This is a genomic window from Vibrio sp. 5S239, from assembly GCF_041439575.1.
GTDB classification, from domain to species: domain Bacteria; phylum Pseudomonadota; class Gammaproteobacteria; order Enterobacterales; family Vibrionaceae; genus Vibrio; species Vibrio kanaloae.
Genome location: NZ_JBGOOM010000008.1, coordinates 64,402 through 84,314, shown reverse-complemented (window position 1 = coordinate 84,314; position 19,913 = coordinate 64,402). Strand labels below are relative to the sequence as shown.

The following is a 19,913-nucleotide window of genomic DNA, read 5'->3' as shown; positions in this document are numbered from 1 at the left end:
CAAACCTGCGGCACATTTTGATGTGCCGCTTCAATTTCTGCACTATTATCCTCACGCAATCTGGATTACCATGAGAGCAGAACTATCAACTATTGAATTGTCTTGTGGCTAATAGAGATTATGTAAAGCGCGGTCGTGGCACAAAAAAAACGACCAACAAACAAGCCCCTCGCCGTAAACCTTGGCGCAGTGGTCTTTTGGCGATCCTCCTTGCTGGTGGTTTTGGTTACGGTCTTTACTTATTAAGTAATGATCCTGAGCCACCAGCGCCAGCTCCTGTGGTGAACAAGTCAAAACCTAAGCCAGCAAAAGTAATTCCGCCTCCTCCAACAGAGAAATGGGACTACGTCGAAACGCTGCCAAGTCGCGAGATTGAAATTAAAGCCAAAGAGCAACAGATCTCGAAGATCCCTTACATCATGCAATGTGGCGCTTACAAAACCTCAGCACAGGCAGAAACACGTAAGTTGGACATTGCCTTCCAAGGTATCTCGAGTGAGATCCGCAAGAAAGATGGCAGTAGCTGGTACCGTGTGGTTCTAGGACCTTACAAATTTAAGCGTGATGCCGAACGAGATCGCCACAAACTACAACGCGCAAAAATAGAACCTTGTGCTATTTGGAAAGACACCGAGTAGTGATAAGCGATAGCGCAGTTGTGTAATAACTAGAGTGACAGCAAAGACAAACATCGAAAGCCTCCCATTGTGGAGGTTTTCTTTTATTTAGTCCCTTGAATCAAATTTCCTTACAACTTCCACTGATAAGTTGCTCGACATCACTCATGGTTCCTTGAATTATCCGAGTGTCATCCTCATATACTTTTTATACCCAAGGATAAGAATATAAAGAGGCCCTACTCGTGACTACCATAGTATCTGTACGTCGTAATAATAAAGTCGTCATCGCGGGTGATGGACAAGTATCTCTAGGCAATACAGTAATGAAGGGCAATGCCCGCAAAGTACGTCGCCTATACAACAACAAAGTACTGGCAGGTTTCGCTGGCGGTACGGCTGACGCTTTCACGCTATTCGAAAAATTTGAAAGCAAACTGCAAATGCACCAAGGTCACCTAACCAAAGCGGCCGTTGAGCTGGCAAAGGATTGGCGTAGCGACCGTGCTCTACGTAAATTAGAAGCACTGCTTGCCGTAGCGGATGAAACCGCTTCACTGATCATCACTGGTAATGGTGACGTCGTTCAACCTGAGAATGACCTGATTGCGATTGGCTCAGGTGGTAACTTCGCTCAAGCAGCGGCAACTGCCCTACTAGAAAATACTGATTTAGATGCACGTGAAATCGCAGAAAAGTCGCTGAGCATTGCTGGCGATATCTGTGTCTTCACCAACCATCAACACACTGTTGAAGAGCTAGATAGCACCGTTGAACTGCCAAAACCAGAATAACGACCTCCTCTATCCATAATGTTGTATTCAACAGTGATTAAAGAATTAAGGAAAAACCATGTCTGAGATGACTCCTCGCGAAATTGTTCATGAACTCAATCGCCACATTATTGGCCAAGATAACGCTAAGCGTTCAGTAGCCATTGCATTGCGTAACCGCTGGCGCCGTATGCAGCTTGAAGAAAGCCTGCGTGTTGAAGTTTCGCCAAAAAACATCCTGATGATTGGCCCAACGGGTGTGGGTAAAACTGAAATAGCTCGTCGTCTAGCAAAACTCGCGAACGCGCCTTTCATCAAAGTGGAAGCAACCAAATTCACCGAAGTGGGTTATGTTGGTAAAGAAGTTGAAACCATCATCCGCGATCTAACCGATGTTGCGATCAAGATGACACATCAACAAGCGATGGAAAAAGTGCAATACCGCGCTGAAGAGCAAGCCGAAGAACGTATTCTTGATGCCCTTCTGCCGCCTGCTCGTGATGCTTGGGGCCAGAACGAGCAATCAACTGAAGACACAACGTCTTCGAATACTCGCCAGATTTTCCGCAAAAAACTGCGCGAAGGTAAGATGGATGACAAAGAGATTGAAATTGATGTCGCAGCACCACAGATGGGTGTTGAAATCATGGCTCCTCCTGGCATGGAAGAGATGACAAACCAGTTACAAGGTATGTTCCAAAACCTAGCTGGCGACACCAAGAAAAAGCGCAAGATTAAAATCAAGGATGCATTCAAAGCACTAACTGAAGAAGAAGCCGCTAAGCTTGTGAACCAAGAAGAGCTAAAAGAGAATGCGATCTTCAACGCTGAAAACAACGGTATCGTATTCATCGATGAGATCGACAAAATTTGTAAGCGTGGCGACAGTTCAGGCCCAGATGTATCTCGTGAAGGTGTTCAACGTGATCTACTGCCTCTTATCGAAGGCAGCACAGTTTCAACCAAGCACGGTATGGTTAAAACTGATCACATCCTGTTTATCACGTCTGGTGCATTTCAAGTATCGAAGCCATCAGATTTAATTCCTGAACTGCAAGGTCGTTTGCCAATCCGCGTAGAGCTGGAAGCACTATCAGCGAACGACTTTAAACGTATCCTGACTGAGCCAAAAGCGTCTCTAACAGAGCAATACATTGCTCTAATGAAAACAGAAGACGTCAGCATTGAATTCACTGAAGATGGCATCAACCAAATTGCAGACGCAGCATGGCGTGTGAACGAAACCACTGAAAACATCGGAGCACGTCGTCTACACACAGTAATGGAGCGCTTAATGGATGAGATTTCATTCGACGCAACGGACAGAGCCGGCAGCAAGCTAGTGATTGACGAAGCTTACGTAACATCAAAGTTAGGTGAGTTCGTGGAAGACGAAGATCTAAGCCGCTTCATTCTGTAGCACATTAAACTCCAACTTATTGCTCTATCTCAAAGAAATAGCAGCTAATAGACGAATTCAAGGCCCACTATAGAGTGGGCTTTTTATTACCTAAAAAATGGGCGTATACTCGAATTACAGTATGACACGATATACCTACCACTAGCGTACTAACGACAAAAGTGCACTTACAATGAAAATAGACTTACGATGAAACAATCTTTACTGATCTGGCTTGATGCCGCGCGACCAAAAACTCTGCCCCTCGCACTCGTCTCCATTCTTACAGGAAGTAGTTTGGCGTTCGCTAGCAATCATTTTTCTTTATCGATAGCGCTGCTGGCTTTTTTAACCGCCACTCTATTACAGATTCTATCGAACCTAGCCAACGACTATGGCGATGCCGTCAAAGGCACCGACAACGAGAAGCGTTTAGGCCCAATACGCGCGATGCAGTCTGGTACAGTCAACGCGAAGACCATGAAGCAAGCTATCATCCTCAACATCGTATTTACGGTAATAGCTGGGTTGGTTCTTATTTTTTATGCACTAAGCTCGATTGAGAGTATCTTGTCGTTCATCGCTCTTGGTGTTCTGGCGATTGCGGCTGCTATTGCATACACAGTTGGTAACAAGCCCTATGGTTATATCGGCCTTGGCGACTTATCAGTGTTTATCTTTTTTGGATTGCTAGGCGTGTCTGGAACGTACTTCTTGCATACTGGCCACGTTGAGCCTAGCCTATTTCTTCCCGCTTTAGGTTGTGGGTTAATGGCAGTGGCAGTTCTCAATATCAACAACATGCGTGATATCGAAAACGATAGCGAATGTGGTAAGCGCACTATGGCCGTTCGCTTAGGGCAGCGCAAAGCCAAGCACTACCATTTCTTGTTACTTGGTTTCGCCCTTGCATCTTTCGCGCTATACCTACTGATTCAGGAGAAACCCGTTTGGATTAGCCTGCCATTCTTGTTCAGTATCATTGTTGTTTACAAGCATGGTAAAGCCGTATGGAAAACCGATAAACCGGCTCAGATTGCACCAATGATGCCCGTTATTGTGAAATGCTCCCTGGTCACTAACTTATTGTTTGCAGGGGTTGTCGTAGCTCAAACTCTATTGAGTTAATTGAGACTAATCATTGCAAAGGGATCAGGCACCGATATACTCAAAGTAAGTTCATTGTTCAAAAGGTAAACGAATGGAATACAACACTTCAGCACTGTGCGACATCTACATAGATCAAGTTGATGTCGTGGAGCCAATGTTCAGCAACTTCGGTGGACGAGCATCCTTCGCAGGACAGGTCACAACATTAAAGTGTTTTGAAGACAACGCTTTGATTCGCTCTGTATTGGAACAAGATGGGTTAGGTCGAGTGCTGCTAATCGATGGTGGTGGCTCATTACGAAAAGCGCTGATCGATGCTGAAATAGCCCTGCTTGCCGAAGACAATGAGTGGGAAGGGATTGTGGTTTATGGCTGTGTACGTGAAGTCGATGAACTAGAAGATATGAATCTCGGCATTCAGGCCTTAGCGTCCATTCCTGTCGGAGCTAGCCAAGAGAGTATTGGTGAGGTTGATGTTCCAGTCAATTTTGGCAGCGTGACTTTTTTACCTGAAGATTACCTTTACGCGGATAACACAGGCATCATTCTCTCTGCTGAGCCGTTAGATGTTGAACTCGACCTTGATGTCGAAGAAGAATCAGATTAAGTACTCGAACAAAGCTCCAGCCAATTAGAACAACGAACGAAAACGCCCACTACTCAGTAGCGGGCGTTTTTTTAATCTGAAGAGTCAATTACTCAACGTCATCCATTTTACCTAGAAGGTTACGGATGCGATCTTGCCATGCTGAATGCTCTTCCTGCATTTGCTGAGTTTTTTGCTCTAGCTCGTGACGGCTTGCTTTTAGCTCACCAGCTTCTGTCGCTAGTGCTTGTTTCTCTTCTTTAAGCTCTTCCACTTCCATTTGAAGAAGTGCAATTGTATCTACTGCTGTTTGAATTTTTGCTTCTAGCTGCTCTAGTACTTCAAAAGACATTCTGGCCTACCTTTAGTTATCCATTTAATGGTGAAGGTTCACTCCACTTATTTCCCCATTCTACTCAGCAGAGCAAGGATAAACACTCAATATATTCGATAATTTGCACCATTCGATGAAAAAAACAGCGCTTTTTACCGAATATTGACGCGAATGATTATCTCCACATCCACAGGCTGATTATTTTGATAAAGATTTATTGTTTTCTACTGCAAATTGATCGAGAGCAATCCCCAAAAACAAAAAGGCAAACGTTTCCTTTTGGATATGGTAAAATCCGCCGCAAAATTTATCTTCCCTCCCCCTTTAAAAGTTTTGGAGTTCGCATGAAACGCGATTTAGCAATGTCATTCTCTCGTGTCACTGAAGGTGCAGCACTAGCTGGTTACAAATGGCTTGGCCGTGGCGATAAAAACGCTGCTGATGGCGCTGCTGTAGAAGTAATGCGTAGTCTACTAAACAAAACCGAAATCAGCGGTGAGATTGTTATTGGTGAAGGTGAAATTGATGATGCACCTATGCTCTACATCGGGGAGCAAGTAGGTGTGGGCGGTGATGCTGTCGACATTGCCGTTGACCCAATTGAAGGAACACGCATGACAGCAATGGGCCAATCAAACGCATTGGCTGTATTGGCGGCAGGCGAAAAAGGCAGCTTTCTTAAAGCGCCTGATATGTACATGGAAAAGTTAGTTGTAGGCCCTGGCGCTAAAGGCGTGATTGACCTAGCACGACCACTAAAAGAAAACCTAGAAAACGTAGCGAAAGCGCTGGGTAAAACGCTGGATACATTAGTTGTAACGACACTGGCTAAGCCACGTCACGATCAAGTCATCGCCGACATGCAAGCAATGGGCGTTCGCGTATTCGCAGTGCCAGACGGTGATGTTGCTGCTTCTATCCTCACTTGTATGCCAGACAGCGAAGTAGACGTCATGTACTGCATCGGTGGCGCACCTGAAGGTGTCGTTTCTGCGGCGGTTATTCGCGCACTAGATGGTGACATGCACGGTCGTCTTCTCCCTCGTCACGAGGTGAAAGGCGATACCGCAGAAAACCGTAAGCACGGTGAGCTTGAGCTAGAACGTTGCGCAGAAATGGGCGTAACAGCGGGTATAGTGTTGAAGATGGAAGACATGGCGCGCAGCGACAACGTAGTATTCTCAGCAACCGGCATCACCAAAGGTGATTTGCTAGAAGGCATTACTCGTACGGGTAATATCGCAACCACAGAAACACTACTTATACGTGGTCGCTGCCGTACGATTCGTCGCATCAAATCAATTCACTACTTAGAACGTAAAGACCCTGAAGTAATCGATCACATCCTGTAAACCTAAGGTAAACAGAACAACAAAGGCTGATACCACGTATCAGCCTTTTGTTTTATTGGCCAGTGACAAACACACCATATGCTAGCAATAGCGTGAACGGCGGCCAATATAGTAAATGGTTTGCTTTATAAACACCTTGCCTCATAATAGTAAGGTTCATGAGGTAGGGATAATATGAAAACAAGCGACAAAATCTTACAAACCATTAAGCGCCAAGGAGCGGTAACCGCGAAGCAACTGTCAGAAGAATTTGACATGACGACAATGGGGGCAAGGCAACATCTGCAAAGCCTGGAAGATGACGGTATTCTTGCGTTTCATGACGTTAAAGTAAAAGTGGGACGTCCTACCCGCCATTGGTCACTGACTCAACAAGGCCATAGCCAATTCTCAGACCGACACGGTGAGCTGACGATTCAAGTGATTGATGCCGTAGAGAACCTATTTGGCCAAGAGGGGCTAGCTAAGGTTGCTGCCGAGCGTGAACAACACACTTTAAAGCAGTATCAAACCGCTATATCTGGCTGTGATAACCTGATCAGTAAACTTGAAAAGCTCACTCAACTTCGTGAAGAAGAAGGTTACATGGCAGAGCTTCAAGAGCATGACGATCATTACATCTTGATAGAGAACCACTGCCCTATATGTAAGGCTGCGACTCGTTGCCCTAGCTTATGCCAGTCAGAACTCAATGTTTTCACCGAACTGCTCAAAGACGAGTGCCATGTAAGCCGTACTGAACACATTATTGCTGGCGAGCGACGTTGCACTTACACCCTAACACCCACACCTTCATCGTAATGCTCAGTGCTTAAGCTTCGCGCCAAATCACTGGTCTCGTCTCAATATTGAGAAAACCACAATAGAACAAAATTTGTACAGAATTCTTTCTTAAGCTTAAAGCATATGAAACATACTTAATGCTAAGGAAGGAATGATGGCACATCCACAGCCCGACCAAGAACTGCCACCCTTTGATGAACTGGTCCAACTCGCGAAAAGCGATCCTAAAGCATTCAATCAATTCAAACACGAGATGTGTGAGCAAATGATCTGTTCTGCCTCTCAAGTGATGCAAAACAGGCTTCGAGCTCAGCAAAGTCACATCGATTTAGTCGTTAGCCGCTGCAAAAACCCTCACCATACCAATGTTGTACTGATGCAAGAGCTACGCTGTCAGGTCTGTAAATTTCAAGATGCGCTTCAAGGCCGCTGTGGTTTTGAAGAGCCTAAATCTGAAAATGTGGTTCCTTTTAGGCCGAACACAGAGCCAAAAATGTATTAAAAATCGTTACTCCAGCGCCCAAGCATCAGTAACAAAATATTAGAGACCAAAAACAAAAAAAAGGGAGCATAATGCTCCCTTCTTATATTCATTCAATTATTATACTGGATCTTCACCGTAATCATTACGACCTTCAGTTCCCTTAAGCAATCCACATTCAATCAAAATCCATAACCCACACACTAATGCTGCAGCGGTAGCCACCATATGAATTGGCGATACCGACTCTGTCGTGGTTGCTGCCATTGGCGAGGCTAAACGTCCCAGAACGAGAGGCACAATTAACAATAGCCAATAGTTCGACTTATTACGGTCATGCCAACGCTTAGCCGTTACCGCAAGATCTGGAATAACCAGCAGCAGTAAGAAGATTGGCAGCAGGATATAAGTGTATGCGGGGAACAAAACCGAGATACCGGAAGCAAAACCAGTAATCGCCACATAATAGAAAATATTCCACATCCAATAAGTCTTACGACCAATTCTCCCCTTGAAAGAGAGCAGTAAATCTTTCATCGACATCTTAAAATACTCAAAAATTAATACGCTACCAAAAAGTTAGCAGCAAATAGTTAGTTAATCACTTTCTGAAAGCAATCTTTATCCATATCTCTAATGTTCACCGTAAGGCTACGGATATGGCTTGCCTGTTCTTGTAGGGCTTGCATTAGCAAACGTGACAACTCTCTTTTCTGTCCTTCGGTACGTCCTGAAAGTAACTCGAAGCTGATGTGAATAAAATCCACACTGTCCTCTTCGTCACCGACTAGCCAGTTATGACAACGCAGTGAACGCGACTTCACAGAAGGCACATCAAACAAGCCACAGTTTAATGCAACTTGATGAAGATCTTCTAGTAAACCTTGGATATTCACTCGCTCGTCCACTGAATTTGAGTACTCTAAAACTAGATTCGGCATTATTACTTCCTATTGTTAACGCAATCGTTTGTCTCTTAATAGCAACTAACGGTGAAAAATCCGAGAAGTTAGCTATTATTCTGTCTGCCGGATCACTGATATATGCTCAAAATCTACTCTTACCATTGAGTAAGATCCAAGAAAGTCATGACCACAGTCATGATCTGTTGATATTAATCTGTTATATTATTTCGTAATAAAGTTTACTTTTTTACATTCGATTTATTTAAATACTTTGGAGATATTCCTATGCGTCATCCTGTAGTTATGGGTAACTGGAAACTAAACGGCAGCAAAGAAATGGTTGTTGATCTACTAAACGGTCTTAACGCTGAACTTGAAGGCGTAACAGGCGTAGACGTAGCAGTTGCTCCACCAGCACTTTTCGTTGATCTAGCAGAGCGTACGCTTACTGAAGCGGGCAGCGCGATCATCCTAGGTGCTCAAAACTCTGACCTAAACAACAGCGGTGCATTCACTGGCGACATGTCTCCAGCGATGCTTAAAGAGTTCGGCGCATCTCACATCATCATCGGTCACTCTGAGCGCCGTGAATACCACAACGAATCAGACGAATTTGTAGCTAAGAAATTCGCATTCCTAAAAGAGAACGGCCTAACTCCAGTTCTTTGTATCGGTGAATCTGAAGCACAAAACGAAGCAGGCGAAACGGTTGCTGTATGTGCTCGTCAACTTGACGCTGTTATCAACACTCAAGGTGTTGAAGCTCTTGAAGGCGCTATCATCGCTTACGAACCAATCTGGGCTATCGGTACTGGTAAAGCAGCTACAGCTGAAGATGCACAACGCATCCACGCTCAAATCCGTGCACACATCGCAGAGAAATCTGAAGACGTTGCTAAGAAAGTTGTAATCCAATACGGTGGTTCTGTTAAACCAGACAACGCAGCAGCTTACTTCGCGCAACCAGACATCGATGGTGCTCTAGTTGGCGGCGCAGCTCTAGACGCGAAAAGCTTCGCAGCTATCGCTAAAGCAGCAGCGGAAGCAAAAGCTTAATTTAAACTTCACCGTTTAGATTAAATGCAAGGTCAACTTAGGTTGGCCTTTTTTATTGCCTATCGTTTGGGGTTCAAGCTTCAAACTCAAATGACAGGCACAAAAAAACCGCTAATAAATCAGCGGTTTTTAAAATCTTTAAGTTAACGCTAAGCGTACTTAGAACAACTCTTCGGCTACGCGGAACAGCTCAGAACGGTCGGGGTTCTGCATATTCTCGATACAATCGATGATGTCATGGTGAACAAGTTCTTCTTTCTCGATACCAACACAACGGCCACCGTGACCTTCTTGAAGAAGGTGAACAGCGTAGTTGCCCATACGAGAAGCCAGTACACGGTCAAATGCAGTAGGACGACCACCACGCTGTATATGGCCAAGAACCGTTGCACGAGTCTCACGACCTGTTGCCGTTTCGATCTCCTTCGCTAGCTCGTTCGCATCCATCATTAGCTCGGTTAGAGCGATGATTGCGTGCTTCTTACCTTTAGCAATGCCATCTTGAATGTTGCTAATTAATTGATCTTTATTGAGACCAGTCTCAGGCGTAATAATGTACTCACAACCACCCGCGATCGCAGACATAAGCGTAAGGTCACCACAGTGACGGCCCATAATCTCGACAATAGAGATACGTTGGTGGGAAGAAGAAGTGTCTCGCAGACGGTCGATTGAATCGATAACCGTGTTAAGCGCAGTTAGGTAGCCAACAGTGTAATCAGTGCCTGCGATATCATTATCGATAGTACCTGGAAGACCGATACATGGGTAACCCATTTCAGTCAGTTTTTTAGCTCCCATATAAGAGCCATCGCCACCAATAACAACCAGTGCTTCGATACCGTGCTTCTTAAGGTTCTCGATGCCTTTCTCGCGAACTTTAACATCTTTGAATTCAGGGAAACGTGCAGAACCAAGGAAAGTTCCGCCACGGTTGATTACGTCAGATACGCTTGAACGGTCAAGCTTTTCGATACGGTCTTCAACAAGGCCTTGGTAGCCATCGTGAATGCCGTAAACTTCAATGCCAACTGATAGCGCGGTACGAACTACACCGCGAATTGCTGCGTTCATGCCTGGAGCGTCACCACCACTGGTCAAAACACCGATCTTCTTAATCATGCTCACCCTCGATTTTTGGGAATCTATTATTCAATTCTTTTGCTTGCTGATCGTATATCAACAAGATTTTAAATCTATATTTGTGCTTTATGTTACATTTCCTCAATAGGAATAGCACTTAAATCGCGTAAATTTATGTAACATTTCTACTTCTGTAAGAGTATTACAGTTTTAACCAATAACTTTGTTGATTCACATCAGAATCAACATTAATTGTTATGCGGTGGTTTTTGTATCACCAAAGAATTAGCAATTTTTACTCACTTTAGTTCAAAAGCCACACACTTACCATTTGCTCTCTATTTTTCCGGTCTATTACCAAGAATGAAATTTCTGCTGCTTCTCGGGGCCAAATACGACCGAATATGGGTCTTGATGAATTAATACATCAGCATCAGGAAACACGGAGATAAGCTTATCCTCTACTTCGTCAGAAATGCGATGCGCTTCAATAAGTGGGATATTATCTTCAAGCTCTAAATGCAATTGAATGAATCGAATCGGCCCTGAACGGCGCGTTCTTAGCTGGTGCACACCGAGTACGCCTTCCACACTCAACGATGTTTCTTTTATCTGTTCCAGTTCTTCATCGGGCAGCTTCCTATCCAGTAAAGATTGAATGGCTTCCATCGCCATTTGATAAGCACTATAAAGAATGTAGATACCGATACCAATCGCGAACACCGAATCCGCTTGCCCAATACCAAACCAGCTCAATGCCAGCGCCAACATAATGGCCGCATTCATGTAGAGATCAGACTGATAGTGCAGTGAATCGGCTGCAATAGCTTGGCTACCAGTTTTTTTCACCACGTGCTTTTGAAATCTGACTAAACCGTAGGTCATCACTATTGCGAACAAGCTGACATAGATACCGATTTCCGGGGAATTCAATTCGTGTGGCCTAAAAAAGCGTTCAATACCATTAAGAATAAGGAAGCAGGCCGAGCCCGAAATAAACATCGCTTGTGCTAATGCGGCAAGAGATTCTGCTTTACCATGACCAAAGGTATGTTCTTTGTCAGCGGGCTGTAGAGAGTAACGAACCACAATAAGATTGACGACAGAAGCGGCGATATCCAGCATCGAATCCACCACCGAAGCCAACAGACTCACTGAACCTGTCACCCACCACGCTGCGACTTTCACTATCAATAAAACAGTAGCGATGGTGGTGGCTGCCCAAGCGGCGAGCGTAACTAAACGTGCGTATTCTTGTTTCATAATTTGGCTATAAAGTGACTGATAGCACAAAGTATAACCTGCAAACAATCAATTGAATATGACAGCTAGGATGTAAAACATTCATTTTTAGGGATCAAAAAAGCGACACTTGGCCGCTTCTTTCTCAATACTTTCATTCAATCCGGCTTTTTCAAGCCATGAATTACTTGTTTTTATTCATGCGTTTTTCCATTTTGTCAGCACACTTAGTCATGCGCTCTTGTTGGATTTCTTTCAGTTGCGTTTTTTGCTCAGCCGTTAGCACACTCATCATTTCGTGTTGCTTCTTCAGCATTACCACGCGACGCTCAGTTTGCTTTCCAACCATTTCGCTTGCTAAGTCGTTCGCTGCAGCTTCATCGAAGTTGTCAGCCAATACCAAGGCTTGAACTTTTTCGTGGTGCGCTTTCATTTGCGCCACTCTATCGGCTTTGTTGCCAACGCGTTTTGCTTTCATCTCTGCACGATTTGCTTCTCGCATCTCTTTCAATTCTGTTTTTTGTGCGTCAGTGAGATCGAGTTGGCGCATCACTTTCTTATCGAAGCCGCCGCATTTACCGTGCATGCCTTTGTGGTCGCCTTTATCGATGCCACCGTATGCATACGCAGTAGTTGCACCGAACATAAGTGGAAGTACCGCCGCTACTAGTACAAGTTTCTTAGTCATTTTCATAATCTTTGCCTCAATTCGGTATAATTAAGTTATGTGTTACGTCTGTTTTTTAGCGCTTAGATATAGATTAGTTCCTCCCTCGTAAAGTGACGTTTAGAAAGCGTAAAGAATCGTAAAGAGTGAAAGCTGGCGAATAATTAGCAGTATTATTAACCTAACTAACCGATTAAGGCTCCCTGATGGCGAACATTCTTCTGATTGATGACGACACCGAATTAACCTGTTTACTTAAAGATATTCTGAGCTTTGAGGGCTTTACAGTTTCCGAAGCCAATGATGGCTATACGGGGCTTGAGGCTATCAATGAGGAGATTGATCTAATTCTTTTGGATGTAATGATGCCACGCCTTAATGGTATGGAAACACTAAAGAAGCTGAGAGAAAATTGGGAAACACCCGTGCTGATGCTGACCGCAAAAGGCGAAGAGATCGATCGTGTGATTGGCCTTGAACTTGGAGCTGATGATTATTTACCAAAACCATTCAGTGACCGAGAGCTGCTCGCGCGTATTCGAGCCATTCTGCGCCGAACACAAACCAACACCGCGCCTAAGACAGCCAGTGACACCATTCAATACCAAGACATCGAGATCTTCCCAGGCAAACAAGAAGCCTACTGCAATGGTCAAATCATCGACCTTACAACCACAGAGTTCGTCTTACTTAGCCATTTAATCCAGAATCCGGGGCAAGTGATCACCAAAGAAGCCTTGAGCTTAGATGTATTGGGTAAAAGACTCGCCGCTTTTGATCGCGCGATTGATATGCATATCTCTAATCTACGTAAGAAGATTCCAGAGCGCCACGACGGTAAATCTCGTATCAAAACTTTACGCGGCCGTGGCTATTTATTGATAGAGGAAGATTAATGCGCATACCTAAAATCACCAGCTTATATGGGCGTATCTTTGCTATCTTTTGGTTCACCATGTTATTGGTGCTTTTATCGGTCCTATCGCTTCCCCATTTAGACCCTAGAGTTGCGCGTGATGTCCCTGAAGAACACTTCACGAAACTTAGCCGTATTGCAAAAAGTATCGAAAAGCGATTCGCCAAAGAAAATAACTTGGGCAAGATTGTCTTCCAATTGGAAGGCCCACCACGCAGCCGGAAAGACACACGCCCTCGCATCTACTTAACCGATCTTGAAGGCTCGGTGTTAACAACTAAAAAGCATTCAGATTACAAAGTAAAAGCCATTCGTAACTTCGTGACGACAATTGATAACCCTAAAGTGCCAAAACAAAAGCTGTATGGACATTACATGGTAGCAGGCCCAATACCAGTCGCACTTGCCGGTGAGGACCTGATGATGTATATCGGAGTTAAGTGGGATCAGCCACCGCCGTTCTTGTTACGCCTATTTGATAGACCTCTACAACTTTTACTTGCCGTCATGTTAGCGAGTACCCCGCTATTACTTTGGTTAGCTTGGGCATTGAGTCAACCTGCTCGCAGACTAGAACGCGCCGCAAAACGTGTAGCGAGAGGACAATTTGAGGTCGACCCTCAATTAGAAAAAGGCACCTCAGAATTCAGACAAGCTGGTGAAAGCTTTAACCAAATGGTCGAAGCGGTGAACCAGATGATCTCAGGGCAACAGCGTCTGCTCTCTGATATCTCACACGAGCTCCGCTCACCACTGACCCGCCTACGCATGGCAAATGCATTGGCGATTCGTAAACAAGGTGAGAGCCAAGAACTCGAGCGTATCGATACCGAAGCGCAACGTTTAGAACAGATGATCAGTGAACTACTGACGTTATCTCGTATGCAGGTCAACAGCCATATTACTCGTGAGGTTCAGCCCATCTCGAGCTTATGGGAAGAAATTATAAAAGACGCACAGTTTGAAGCCGAACAGATGGGGAAACAGCTGACGTTTTCGGAGATCCCAGAGCGTTCTATCTCAGGTAACCCCAAGCTATTGATGAGTGCGTTAGACAATATTACACGTAACGCAATCTATTACGGTAAGGACCGCGTCGATGTGCAATTCAGTGTTCAACAAGATCTACTCACAATTTGTGTGAACGATAATGGCGATGGCGTGCCTGAAGATGAGTTAGATTCTATTTTCAGGCCTTTCTATCGTGTTTCAACCGCCCGTGATCGTAACTCTGGCGGTACAGGACTTGGGTTAACCATTACTGAAAGTGCAATTCGCCAACACAGCGGAACCATTACCGCCAGCCGCAGCCAGTTAGGTGGATTACAACTCGAAATCACTCTACCTATCTTACCGGTGTAATACCCCCACAAAGATCGCAGTTGATAATGATTTCTATTATCATTATGGTAAATCCTCTAATTACGGAGGATTTACCATGTTGCACACTTTTCCTGCTCTACCCTACGCTTACGATGCTCTAGAACCTTACATTGATGCTAAAACGATGGAAGTGCATTACAGCAAGCACCACAAAACCTATTACGATAAGTTTGTTAATGCTATCGCTGGTAGTGAACTAGAACAGCAATCACTGACCGAGATCTTCGCTAATATCTCGCAGCATAGCCCTGCCGTTCGCAACAATGGTGGCGGCTACTACAACCATATTTTGTATTGGAACTGTATGTCTCAAGACGGCGGTGGTGAACCGGCTGGCGAACTTGGCGGCGCAATCAAGAACACATTCGGAGATTTCGAAACATTCCAAGAACAGTTCGCTCAAGCGGCGATCAATACCTTCGGGTCAGGCTTTGCTTGGTTAGTGGTAGAAGAGGGACAACTAAAGATCATCTCGACCTCAAACCAAGATAACCCTTGGATGGATACCATCGCCAGCAACGGGGAACCAATTCTTGCACTGGATGTTTGGGAACACGCCTACTACATCAGTTACCAAAACCGTCGCCCTGATTACATCAACGCATGGTGGAATGTGGTGAATTGGAATGCGGTTGCTGAAAACTACGCACAAGCACTCACGAATCAAGCGTAAGCGAATGGTGGTGAACTGTACTCACTCAGCTTGCCACCGTATACTCTGGCTATCTTTGATTATTCTTGTGAGCCAACATGTTTGATATCGCTCTATACGAACCTGAAATTGCACCCAATACGGGTAACATCATCCGCCTATGTGCTAATTGTGGCGCGAACTTACACTTAATTGAACCGCTTGGTTTTGATTTTGAAGAGAAAAAAGTACGCCGCGCTGGTTTGGATTATCACGACCTAGCGCGAGTTAAACGTCACAAAAACCTAGAAGCCTTTCTTGAGTATCTAGAGAATGAACGTGAAGGTGACTTCCGTATCTTTGCTTGCACAACCAAAACCACAGGTCACCACGTGGATGCGAAATTCCAACAAGGTGATGTGTTGATGTTTGGCCCAGAAACACGCGGCCTGCCCTCTGAGTTCATTGAAAGCATGCCAATGGATCAACGCATTCGTATCCCAATGATGCCAGACGCGCGTAGCCTAAACCTGTCTAACGCGGTTGCTATCATTGCATTTGAAGCGTGGCGACAAATGGGCTTTGAAGGCGCGGTATAACCGAACGCTCACTTGTCTGTTGTCTGTTGTCTGTTGCCTGTTGTCAATAATAGCTAACACGCAATAAAAAGGCTCTTACCGTTATCTCTTTCTTGCGAAGGATAAAGGTAAGAGCCTTTTCTGTTTTCCCTCTATATAAAGAGAGACCAAATTAATATAAAGAGAGACCAAATTAATATAAAGAGAGACCAAATTAATTAGTTTAAGCGGTTACGATCATTGTCGTCGTCTTTCTTCTCAAACTCACCTTCAAAGGTGTTGCCTTCTTTTGATTGATCAGATGGATCGCGATTGAATGGGTCTTGTCCAAATGGGCTCTGGCCAAAACCAGCCTGTCCACCCGCATGGAAACCACCAGACACATTGGTAACCACCATTTTTTCCATCATTTTCTTGGCAATTATTGCTCTTGGTGCTGGCAGCAATACCAGCATGCCGAGTGCGTCCGTCATAAAGCCCGGAGTCAGCAGCAATACGCCTGCAACCGCAAGCATCACGCCTTCAAGAATCTGTTGTGCTGGCATTTCACCTTGCTGTAATCGACCTTGAACAGACATTAATGTCTGTATACCTTGGCTACGAACCAGCGATGCACCCGCAAATGCAGTAATCAAAACCAACGCAATAGTTGGCCACAATCCTAAGAAGCCACCAACTTGAATAAATAGCCCAATCTCAATGATGGGTACGAAGATAAAGAGTAATAGTAAGATAGGAAACACACGCCCTCCTTTGTTACTTCCAGTTTACGCTGAAAGCCTTATGAACCTCAAATTTATCCGGTAAATAAACGTGTTTATTGACCGGGAATAAGTTTGCAAAGTATTGACTAAACAAAAGCGAAAAAGGTGATCAACTTACTATTTTTATGCGCTAGGTACAGTATCATGTGCCACATAAGTCAGGACGGATTTATCAGCCCAATATTCTAGCGAACGGAGTATTTGCACACAGAATAGGCTAATAACTAACTATATAATCAGAATAATTCTCTAAGGATCCTGTTATGGCTACTCTATCAGAAGCACAAGTTGATGCTCCTCACGCTACTCGTCTCGAAGAAGATCTTTTAGGCCAACGTCATGTTCCCGCTGATGCTTACTACGGCATCCATACTCTACGCGCAGTTGAAAACTTCAACATTTCAAAAGTAACGATCTCAGATGTACCTGAATTCGTTCGCGGTATGGTGATGACAAAGAAAGCAGCGGCTTTAGCAAACAAAGAGTTAGGTGTAATTCCAAGCGAAGTAGCTAAATACATCATTCAAGCTTGTGACCTTATTCTAGACACTGGCAAGTGCATGGATCAGTTCCCATCAGACGTTTTCCAAGGTGGTGCTGGTACTTCTGTAAACATGAACGCGAACGAAGTGGTTGCTAACGTCGCACTGGAACTTATGGGCAAAGAAAAGGGCCAATATGAGTTCATCAACCCGAACGACCATGTAAACCGCAGCCAATCTACAAACTGTGCTTACCCAACGGGCTTCCGTATCTCTGTTTACAACAGCGTTCGTAAACTGATTGATGCGATTGAATACCTAAAAGGTGCATTCGAGCTTAAGAGCCAAGAATTCAACACGATTTTGAAGATGGGTCGAACTCAACTTCAAGATGCAGTTCCAATGACGGTTGGCCAAGAGTTCCACGCTTGGGCTGTAACCATCAATGAAGAAATCAAAAACCTAGAATACACTTCAAAACTACTGCTTGAAGTAAACCTAGGCGCTACGGCTATCGGTACAGGTCTGAATGCAGCACCGGGTTACCAAGGCCTAGCAGTGAAGCACTTAGCAGAAGTTACGGGCCTAGAGTGTGTCGCTGCTGAAGACTTAATCGAAGCAACATCTGACTGTGGCGCATACGTCATGACGCACGGCGCACTTAAGCGTCTAGCGGTTAAACTGTCTAAGATTTGTAACGACTTACGTCTTCTTTCTTCAGGCCCACGCACTGGCTTGAACGAACTGAACCTACCAGAACTGCAAGCAGGCTCTTCAATCATGCCGGCTAAAGTAAACCCAGTGGTTCCTGAAGTAGTAAACCAAGTTTGCTTTAAAGTGCTAGGTAACGACAACACGGTTTCTTTCGCGGCAGAAGGTGGCCAACTGCAACTGAACGTCATGGAACCGGTAATCGCACAAAGCATGTTTGAGTCTCTGGACATTCTAACAAACGCATGTGTGAACCTACGCGACAAGTGCGTAGACGGCATTACTGTAAACAAAGAAGTATGTGAAGCGCACGTCTTCAACTCTATCGGAATCGTAACCTACCTTAACCCATACATTGGCCACCACGAAGGTGACATTGTTGGCAAGATCTGTGCTGAAACAGGTAAGAGTGTTCGCAATGTGGTTCTAGAACGCGGTTTATTAACCGAAGAAGAACTTGATGATATTTTCTCTGTTGAAAACTTGATGCACCCTCAATACAAAGCAAAACGCTACGAGTAACGAATGAACAAAGAAAGGCTCTGTTTCCAGAGCCTTTTTTCTTGCTTAATAAAATTATTAATAACTATATATTTTAGGAGTCACTCATGTTTTTACTTGAGCTATTCGTCGTATTGGGATGTATCCTGATCGGTGCTCGTATCGGGGGGATAGGCCTCGGCGTTATGGGCGGTGTTGGCCTTGCAGTACTCAGTTTCATTTTCGGGATTCAACCAACCAGCCCACCAATCAACGTAATGTTAATGATAATGGCGGTTGTGGCAGCCGCAGCCGCAATGCAAGCTTCTGGTGGTTTGGATTACATGATCAAGATTGCCTCTGGGATTTTGCGTAAAAACCCTCGCCACATCACTTTCATTGCTCCTTTAGTAACCTATTTTTTCACAATGATGGCAGGTACTGGCCACGTTGCTTACTCGGTTCTTCCAGTTATTGCCGAAGTGAGCCGTCGTAGTGGTATTCGCCCAGCGCGCCCACTAGGTATGGCCGTTATCGCATCACAATTTGCGATTGTTGCAAGCCCAATTGCGGCAGCGGTTGTCGCTTTGGTTGCCTTCTTGGAACCACAAGGCATCACGCTAGCTGATGTTCTTTCCGTCACTATCCCAAGTACTTTCCTTGGCCTTGCTTGTGCTTGTGTCATTGTCAACAAACTCGGTAAAGAGCTCAAAGACGATCCTGAATACCAACGCCGCATGCAAGATCCTGAATTCCGTAAAGAGATGGAACAAGAGGAAGCGGTTGAAAATATTACCATCACACCACAAGCGAAAAAATCAGTTGGTATGTTCCTATTTGGTGCGCTGACGGTTGTTGTCATGGGGGCATTCCCATCACTTCGCCCTCAGTTTGATGGCTCACCGATGGGTATGGCACACACTATTGAAATCGTCATGCTAACGGTTGCAGCTCTTATTATTTTAATCTGTAAACCAGACGGAAATGCAATTAGCCAAGGTTCTGTATTCCACGCCGGTATGCGTGCGATTGTTGCTATTTTCGGTATTGCTTGGTTAGGCGATACCTTCATTGGTGGCCATGCTGCAATGGTCAAAGAAGCGGTATCGGGTCTAGTAGAAGTTGCACCATGGACATTTGCATTCGCACTATTTGCTCTATCAGTAATGGTAAACAGCCAAGGTGCAACCACGGCAGTTCTTGTACCTGTGGCGATTGCTTTAGGGCTTCCGCCAGCAATTATTATTGCAACCTTCGTTGCGGTTAATGGTTACTTCTTTATTCCAAACTACGGTCCTATCATCGCGTCAATTGACTTTGATCGAACGGGTACCACGAATATAGGTAAGTACATCTTCAACCACAGCTTTATGCTCCCAGGCTTACTAAGTATGGTATTTAGCATTGCGTTTGGTCTGCTGCTATCGAATGTCATGATCTAATCGAATAGACTTTCGTTCTGGATAAAGAGAAGTGACACCACTTCTCTTTTTATTCTCCTCAAAAATATCGCTCTTTTCCTCTTCTAATCCCCCACCATACCCGCAACTTAATGTTAACCATTTAATTTACAGACACCC

At 44.7% G+C, this 19,913-nt stretch carries 22 protein-coding genes; 15 read left to right on the top strand and 7 right to left on the bottom strand.

All coding sequences use genetic code 11. The annotated features are described in order from the left end of the window. Nucleotides 1-104: 104 nt before the first annotated feature. The 5 genes from ftsN (at nt 105) to rraA (ending at nt 4,506) form a co-directional block, all read left to right on the top strand. Nucleotides 105-638, top strand: a complete 534-nt coding sequence (gene ftsN, locus ACED48_RS08825; protein WP_017055858.1) for a cell division protein FtsN — start codon at nt 105-107, stop codon at nt 636-638. Nucleotides 639-862: 224 nt separating this feature from the next. Then, a complete protein-coding gene (hslV, locus tag ACED48_RS08820) occupies nt 863-1,411 on the top strand; it encodes an ATP-dependent protease subunit HslV (protein WP_017055859.1) in 549 nt (182 codons plus the stop codon). 58 nt (nt 1,412-1,469) lie between these two features. Continuing rightward, entirely contained in the window at nt 1,470-2,810 is a 1,341-nt protein-coding gene (hslU, locus tag ACED48_RS08815) for an HslU--HslV peptidase ATPase subunit (protein WP_017055860.1), read from the top strand. Between the two features lie 189 nt (nt 2,811-2,999). Next, nucleotides 3,000-3,917: a 1,4-dihydroxy-2-naphthoate polyprenyltransferase gene (locus tag ACED48_RS08810; protein WP_029626911.1), complete on the top strand. Its 918-nt coding sequence runs from the start codon at nt 3,000-3,002 to the stop codon at nt 3,915-3,917. Nucleotides 3,918-3,990: 73 nt separating this feature from the next. Continuing rightward, the gene (gene rraA / locus ACED48_RS08805; RefSeq protein WP_017055862.1) at nt 3,991-4,506 is read left to right on the top strand and encodes a ribonuclease E activity regulator RraA; all 516 of its coding nucleotides are present in this window, start codon (nt 3,991-3,993) and stop codon (nt 4,504-4,506) included. 88 nt (nt 4,507-4,594) lie between these two features. Here rraA and zapB read toward each other — a convergent pair whose 3' ends face one another. Continuing rightward, nucleotides 4,595-4,837 (bottom strand): cell division protein ZapB, encoded by a 243-nt coding sequence (gene zapB, locus ACED48_RS08800; protein WP_009848877.1) that lies wholly within the window; start codon nt 4,835-4,837, stop codon nt 4,595-4,597. A 326-nt stretch (nt 4,838-5,163) separates the two neighbouring features. On the opposite strand from zapB, the gene glpX reads away from it, so the two are divergent. The 3 genes from glpX (at nt 5,164) to ACED48_RS08785 (ending at nt 7,456) form a co-directional block, all read left to right on the top strand. Beyond that, nucleotides 5,164-6,171, top strand: coding sequence for a class II fructose-bisphosphatase (gene glpX / locus ACED48_RS08795; RefSeq protein ID WP_017055863.1), 1,008 nt, complete (start codon nt 5,164-5,166; stop codon nt 6,169-6,171). A gap of 174 nt (nt 6,172-6,345) precedes the next feature. Beyond that, nucleotides 6,346-6,972 carry a metalloregulator ArsR/SmtB family transcription factor gene (locus tag ACED48_RS08790; RefSeq protein WP_017055864.1) on the top strand — a complete coding sequence of 209 codons (627 nt, stop codon included), beginning with the start codon at nt 6,346-6,348 and terminating at the stop codon, nt 6,970-6,972. A gap of 136 nt (nt 6,973-7,108) precedes the next feature. Beyond that, complete coding sequence (locus ACED48_RS08785; RefSeq protein ID WP_017055865.1) at nt 7,109-7,456, top strand: DUF3135 domain-containing protein; 348 nt, start codon at nt 7,109-7,111, stop codon at nt 7,454-7,456. Nucleotides 7,457-7,555: 99 nt separating this feature from the next. On the opposite strand, the gene ACED48_RS08780 is transcribed toward ACED48_RS08785, so the two are convergent. Both ACED48_RS08780 and ACED48_RS08775 read right to left on the bottom strand, forming a co-directional pair. Further along, complete coding sequence (locus ACED48_RS08780) at nt 7,556-7,978, bottom strand: DUF805 domain-containing protein (RefSeq protein ID WP_029626913.1); 423 nt, start codon at nt 7,976-7,978, stop codon at nt 7,556-7,558. A 50-nt stretch (nt 7,979-8,028) separates the two neighbouring features. Continuing rightward, nucleotides 8,029-8,376 (bottom strand): 5-carboxymethyl-2-hydroxymuconate Delta-isomerase, encoded by a 348-nt coding sequence (locus ACED48_RS08775; protein WP_017055867.1) that lies wholly within the window; start codon nt 8,374-8,376, stop codon nt 8,029-8,031. A gap of 249 nt (nt 8,377-8,625) precedes the next feature. On the opposite strand from ACED48_RS08775, the gene tpiA reads away from it, so the two are divergent. After that, nucleotides 8,626-9,396 (top strand): triose-phosphate isomerase, encoded by a 771-nt coding sequence (gene tpiA, locus ACED48_RS08770; protein WP_017055868.1) that lies wholly within the window; start codon nt 8,626-8,628, stop codon nt 9,394-9,396. Between the two features lie 159 nt (nt 9,397-9,555). On the opposite strand, the gene pfkA is transcribed toward tpiA, so the two are convergent. The 3 genes from pfkA to ACED48_RS08755 all read right to left on the bottom strand — a co-directional run bounded on the left by pfkA (nt 9,556) and on the right by ACED48_RS08755 (nt 12,415). Beyond that, nucleotides 9,556-10,518 (bottom strand): 6-phosphofructokinase, encoded by a 963-nt coding sequence (gene pfkA, locus ACED48_RS08765; protein ID WP_017055869.1) that lies wholly within the window; start codon nt 10,516-10,518, stop codon nt 9,556-9,558. A gap of 315 nt (nt 10,519-10,833) precedes the next feature. Continuing rightward, complete coding sequence (gene fieF / locus ACED48_RS08760; RefSeq protein ID WP_017055870.1) at nt 10,834-11,742, bottom strand: CDF family cation-efflux transporter FieF; 909 nt, start codon at nt 11,740-11,742, stop codon at nt 10,834-10,836. A gap of 163 nt (nt 11,743-11,905) precedes the next feature. Then, the gene (locus ACED48_RS08755) at nt 11,906-12,415 is read right to left on the bottom strand and encodes a CpxP family protein (protein WP_029626914.1); all 510 of its coding nucleotides are present in this window, start codon (nt 12,413-12,415) and stop codon (nt 11,906-11,908) included. A 179-nt stretch (nt 12,416-12,594) separates the two neighbouring features. Here ACED48_RS08755 and ACED48_RS08750 point away from each other — a divergent pair, with 179 nt between their 5' ends. From ACED48_RS08750 to trmL, 4 genes are all read left to right on the top strand, one after another. After that, nucleotides 12,595-13,284: a response regulator gene (locus ACED48_RS08750; RefSeq protein ID WP_017055872.1), complete on the top strand. Its 690-nt coding sequence runs from the start codon at nt 12,595-12,597 to the stop codon at nt 13,282-13,284. Next, complete coding sequence (gene cpxA, locus ACED48_RS08745; RefSeq protein WP_017055873.1) at nt 13,284-14,666, top strand: envelope stress sensor histidine kinase CpxA; 1,383 nt, start codon at nt 13,284-13,286, stop codon at nt 14,664-14,666. Before ACED48_RS08750 ends, cpxA begins: the two co-directional genes overlap by 1 nt. A gap of 76 nt (nt 14,667-14,742) precedes the next feature. Further along, a complete protein-coding gene (locus ACED48_RS08740; RefSeq protein WP_017055874.1) occupies nt 14,743-15,360 on the top strand; it encodes a superoxide dismutase in 618 nt (205 codons plus the stop codon). Nucleotides 15,361-15,437: 77 nt separating this feature from the next. Beyond that, nucleotides 15,438-15,917 (top strand): tRNA (uridine(34)/cytosine(34)/5-carboxymethylaminomethyluridine(34)-2'-O)-methyltransferase TrmL, encoded by a 480-nt coding sequence (gene trmL / locus ACED48_RS08735; RefSeq protein WP_017055875.1) that lies wholly within the window; start codon nt 15,438-15,440, stop codon nt 15,915-15,917. A gap of 197 nt (nt 15,918-16,114) precedes the next feature. On the opposite strand, the gene ACED48_RS08730 is transcribed toward trmL, so the two are convergent. Beyond that, nucleotides 16,115-16,639: an FxsA family protein gene (locus tag ACED48_RS08730; protein ID WP_017055876.1), complete on the bottom strand. Its 525-nt coding sequence runs from the start codon at nt 16,637-16,639 to the stop codon at nt 16,115-16,117. A gap of 284 nt (nt 16,640-16,923) precedes the next feature. Here ACED48_RS08730 and aspA point away from each other — a divergent pair, with 284 nt between their 5' ends. Both aspA and ACED48_RS08720 read left to right on the top strand, forming a co-directional pair. Further along, a complete protein-coding gene (gene aspA / locus ACED48_RS08725; RefSeq protein ID WP_017055877.1) occupies nt 16,924-18,375 on the top strand; it encodes an aspartate ammonia-lyase in 1,452 nt (483 codons plus the stop codon). A gap of 86 nt (nt 18,376-18,461) precedes the next feature. After that, nucleotides 18,462-19,775, top strand: coding sequence for an anaerobic C4-dicarboxylate transporter family protein (locus ACED48_RS08720; protein ID WP_017055878.1), 1,314 nt, complete (start codon nt 18,462-18,464; stop codon nt 19,773-19,775). The last annotated feature ends 138 nt before the right edge of the window (nt 19,776-19,913 follow it).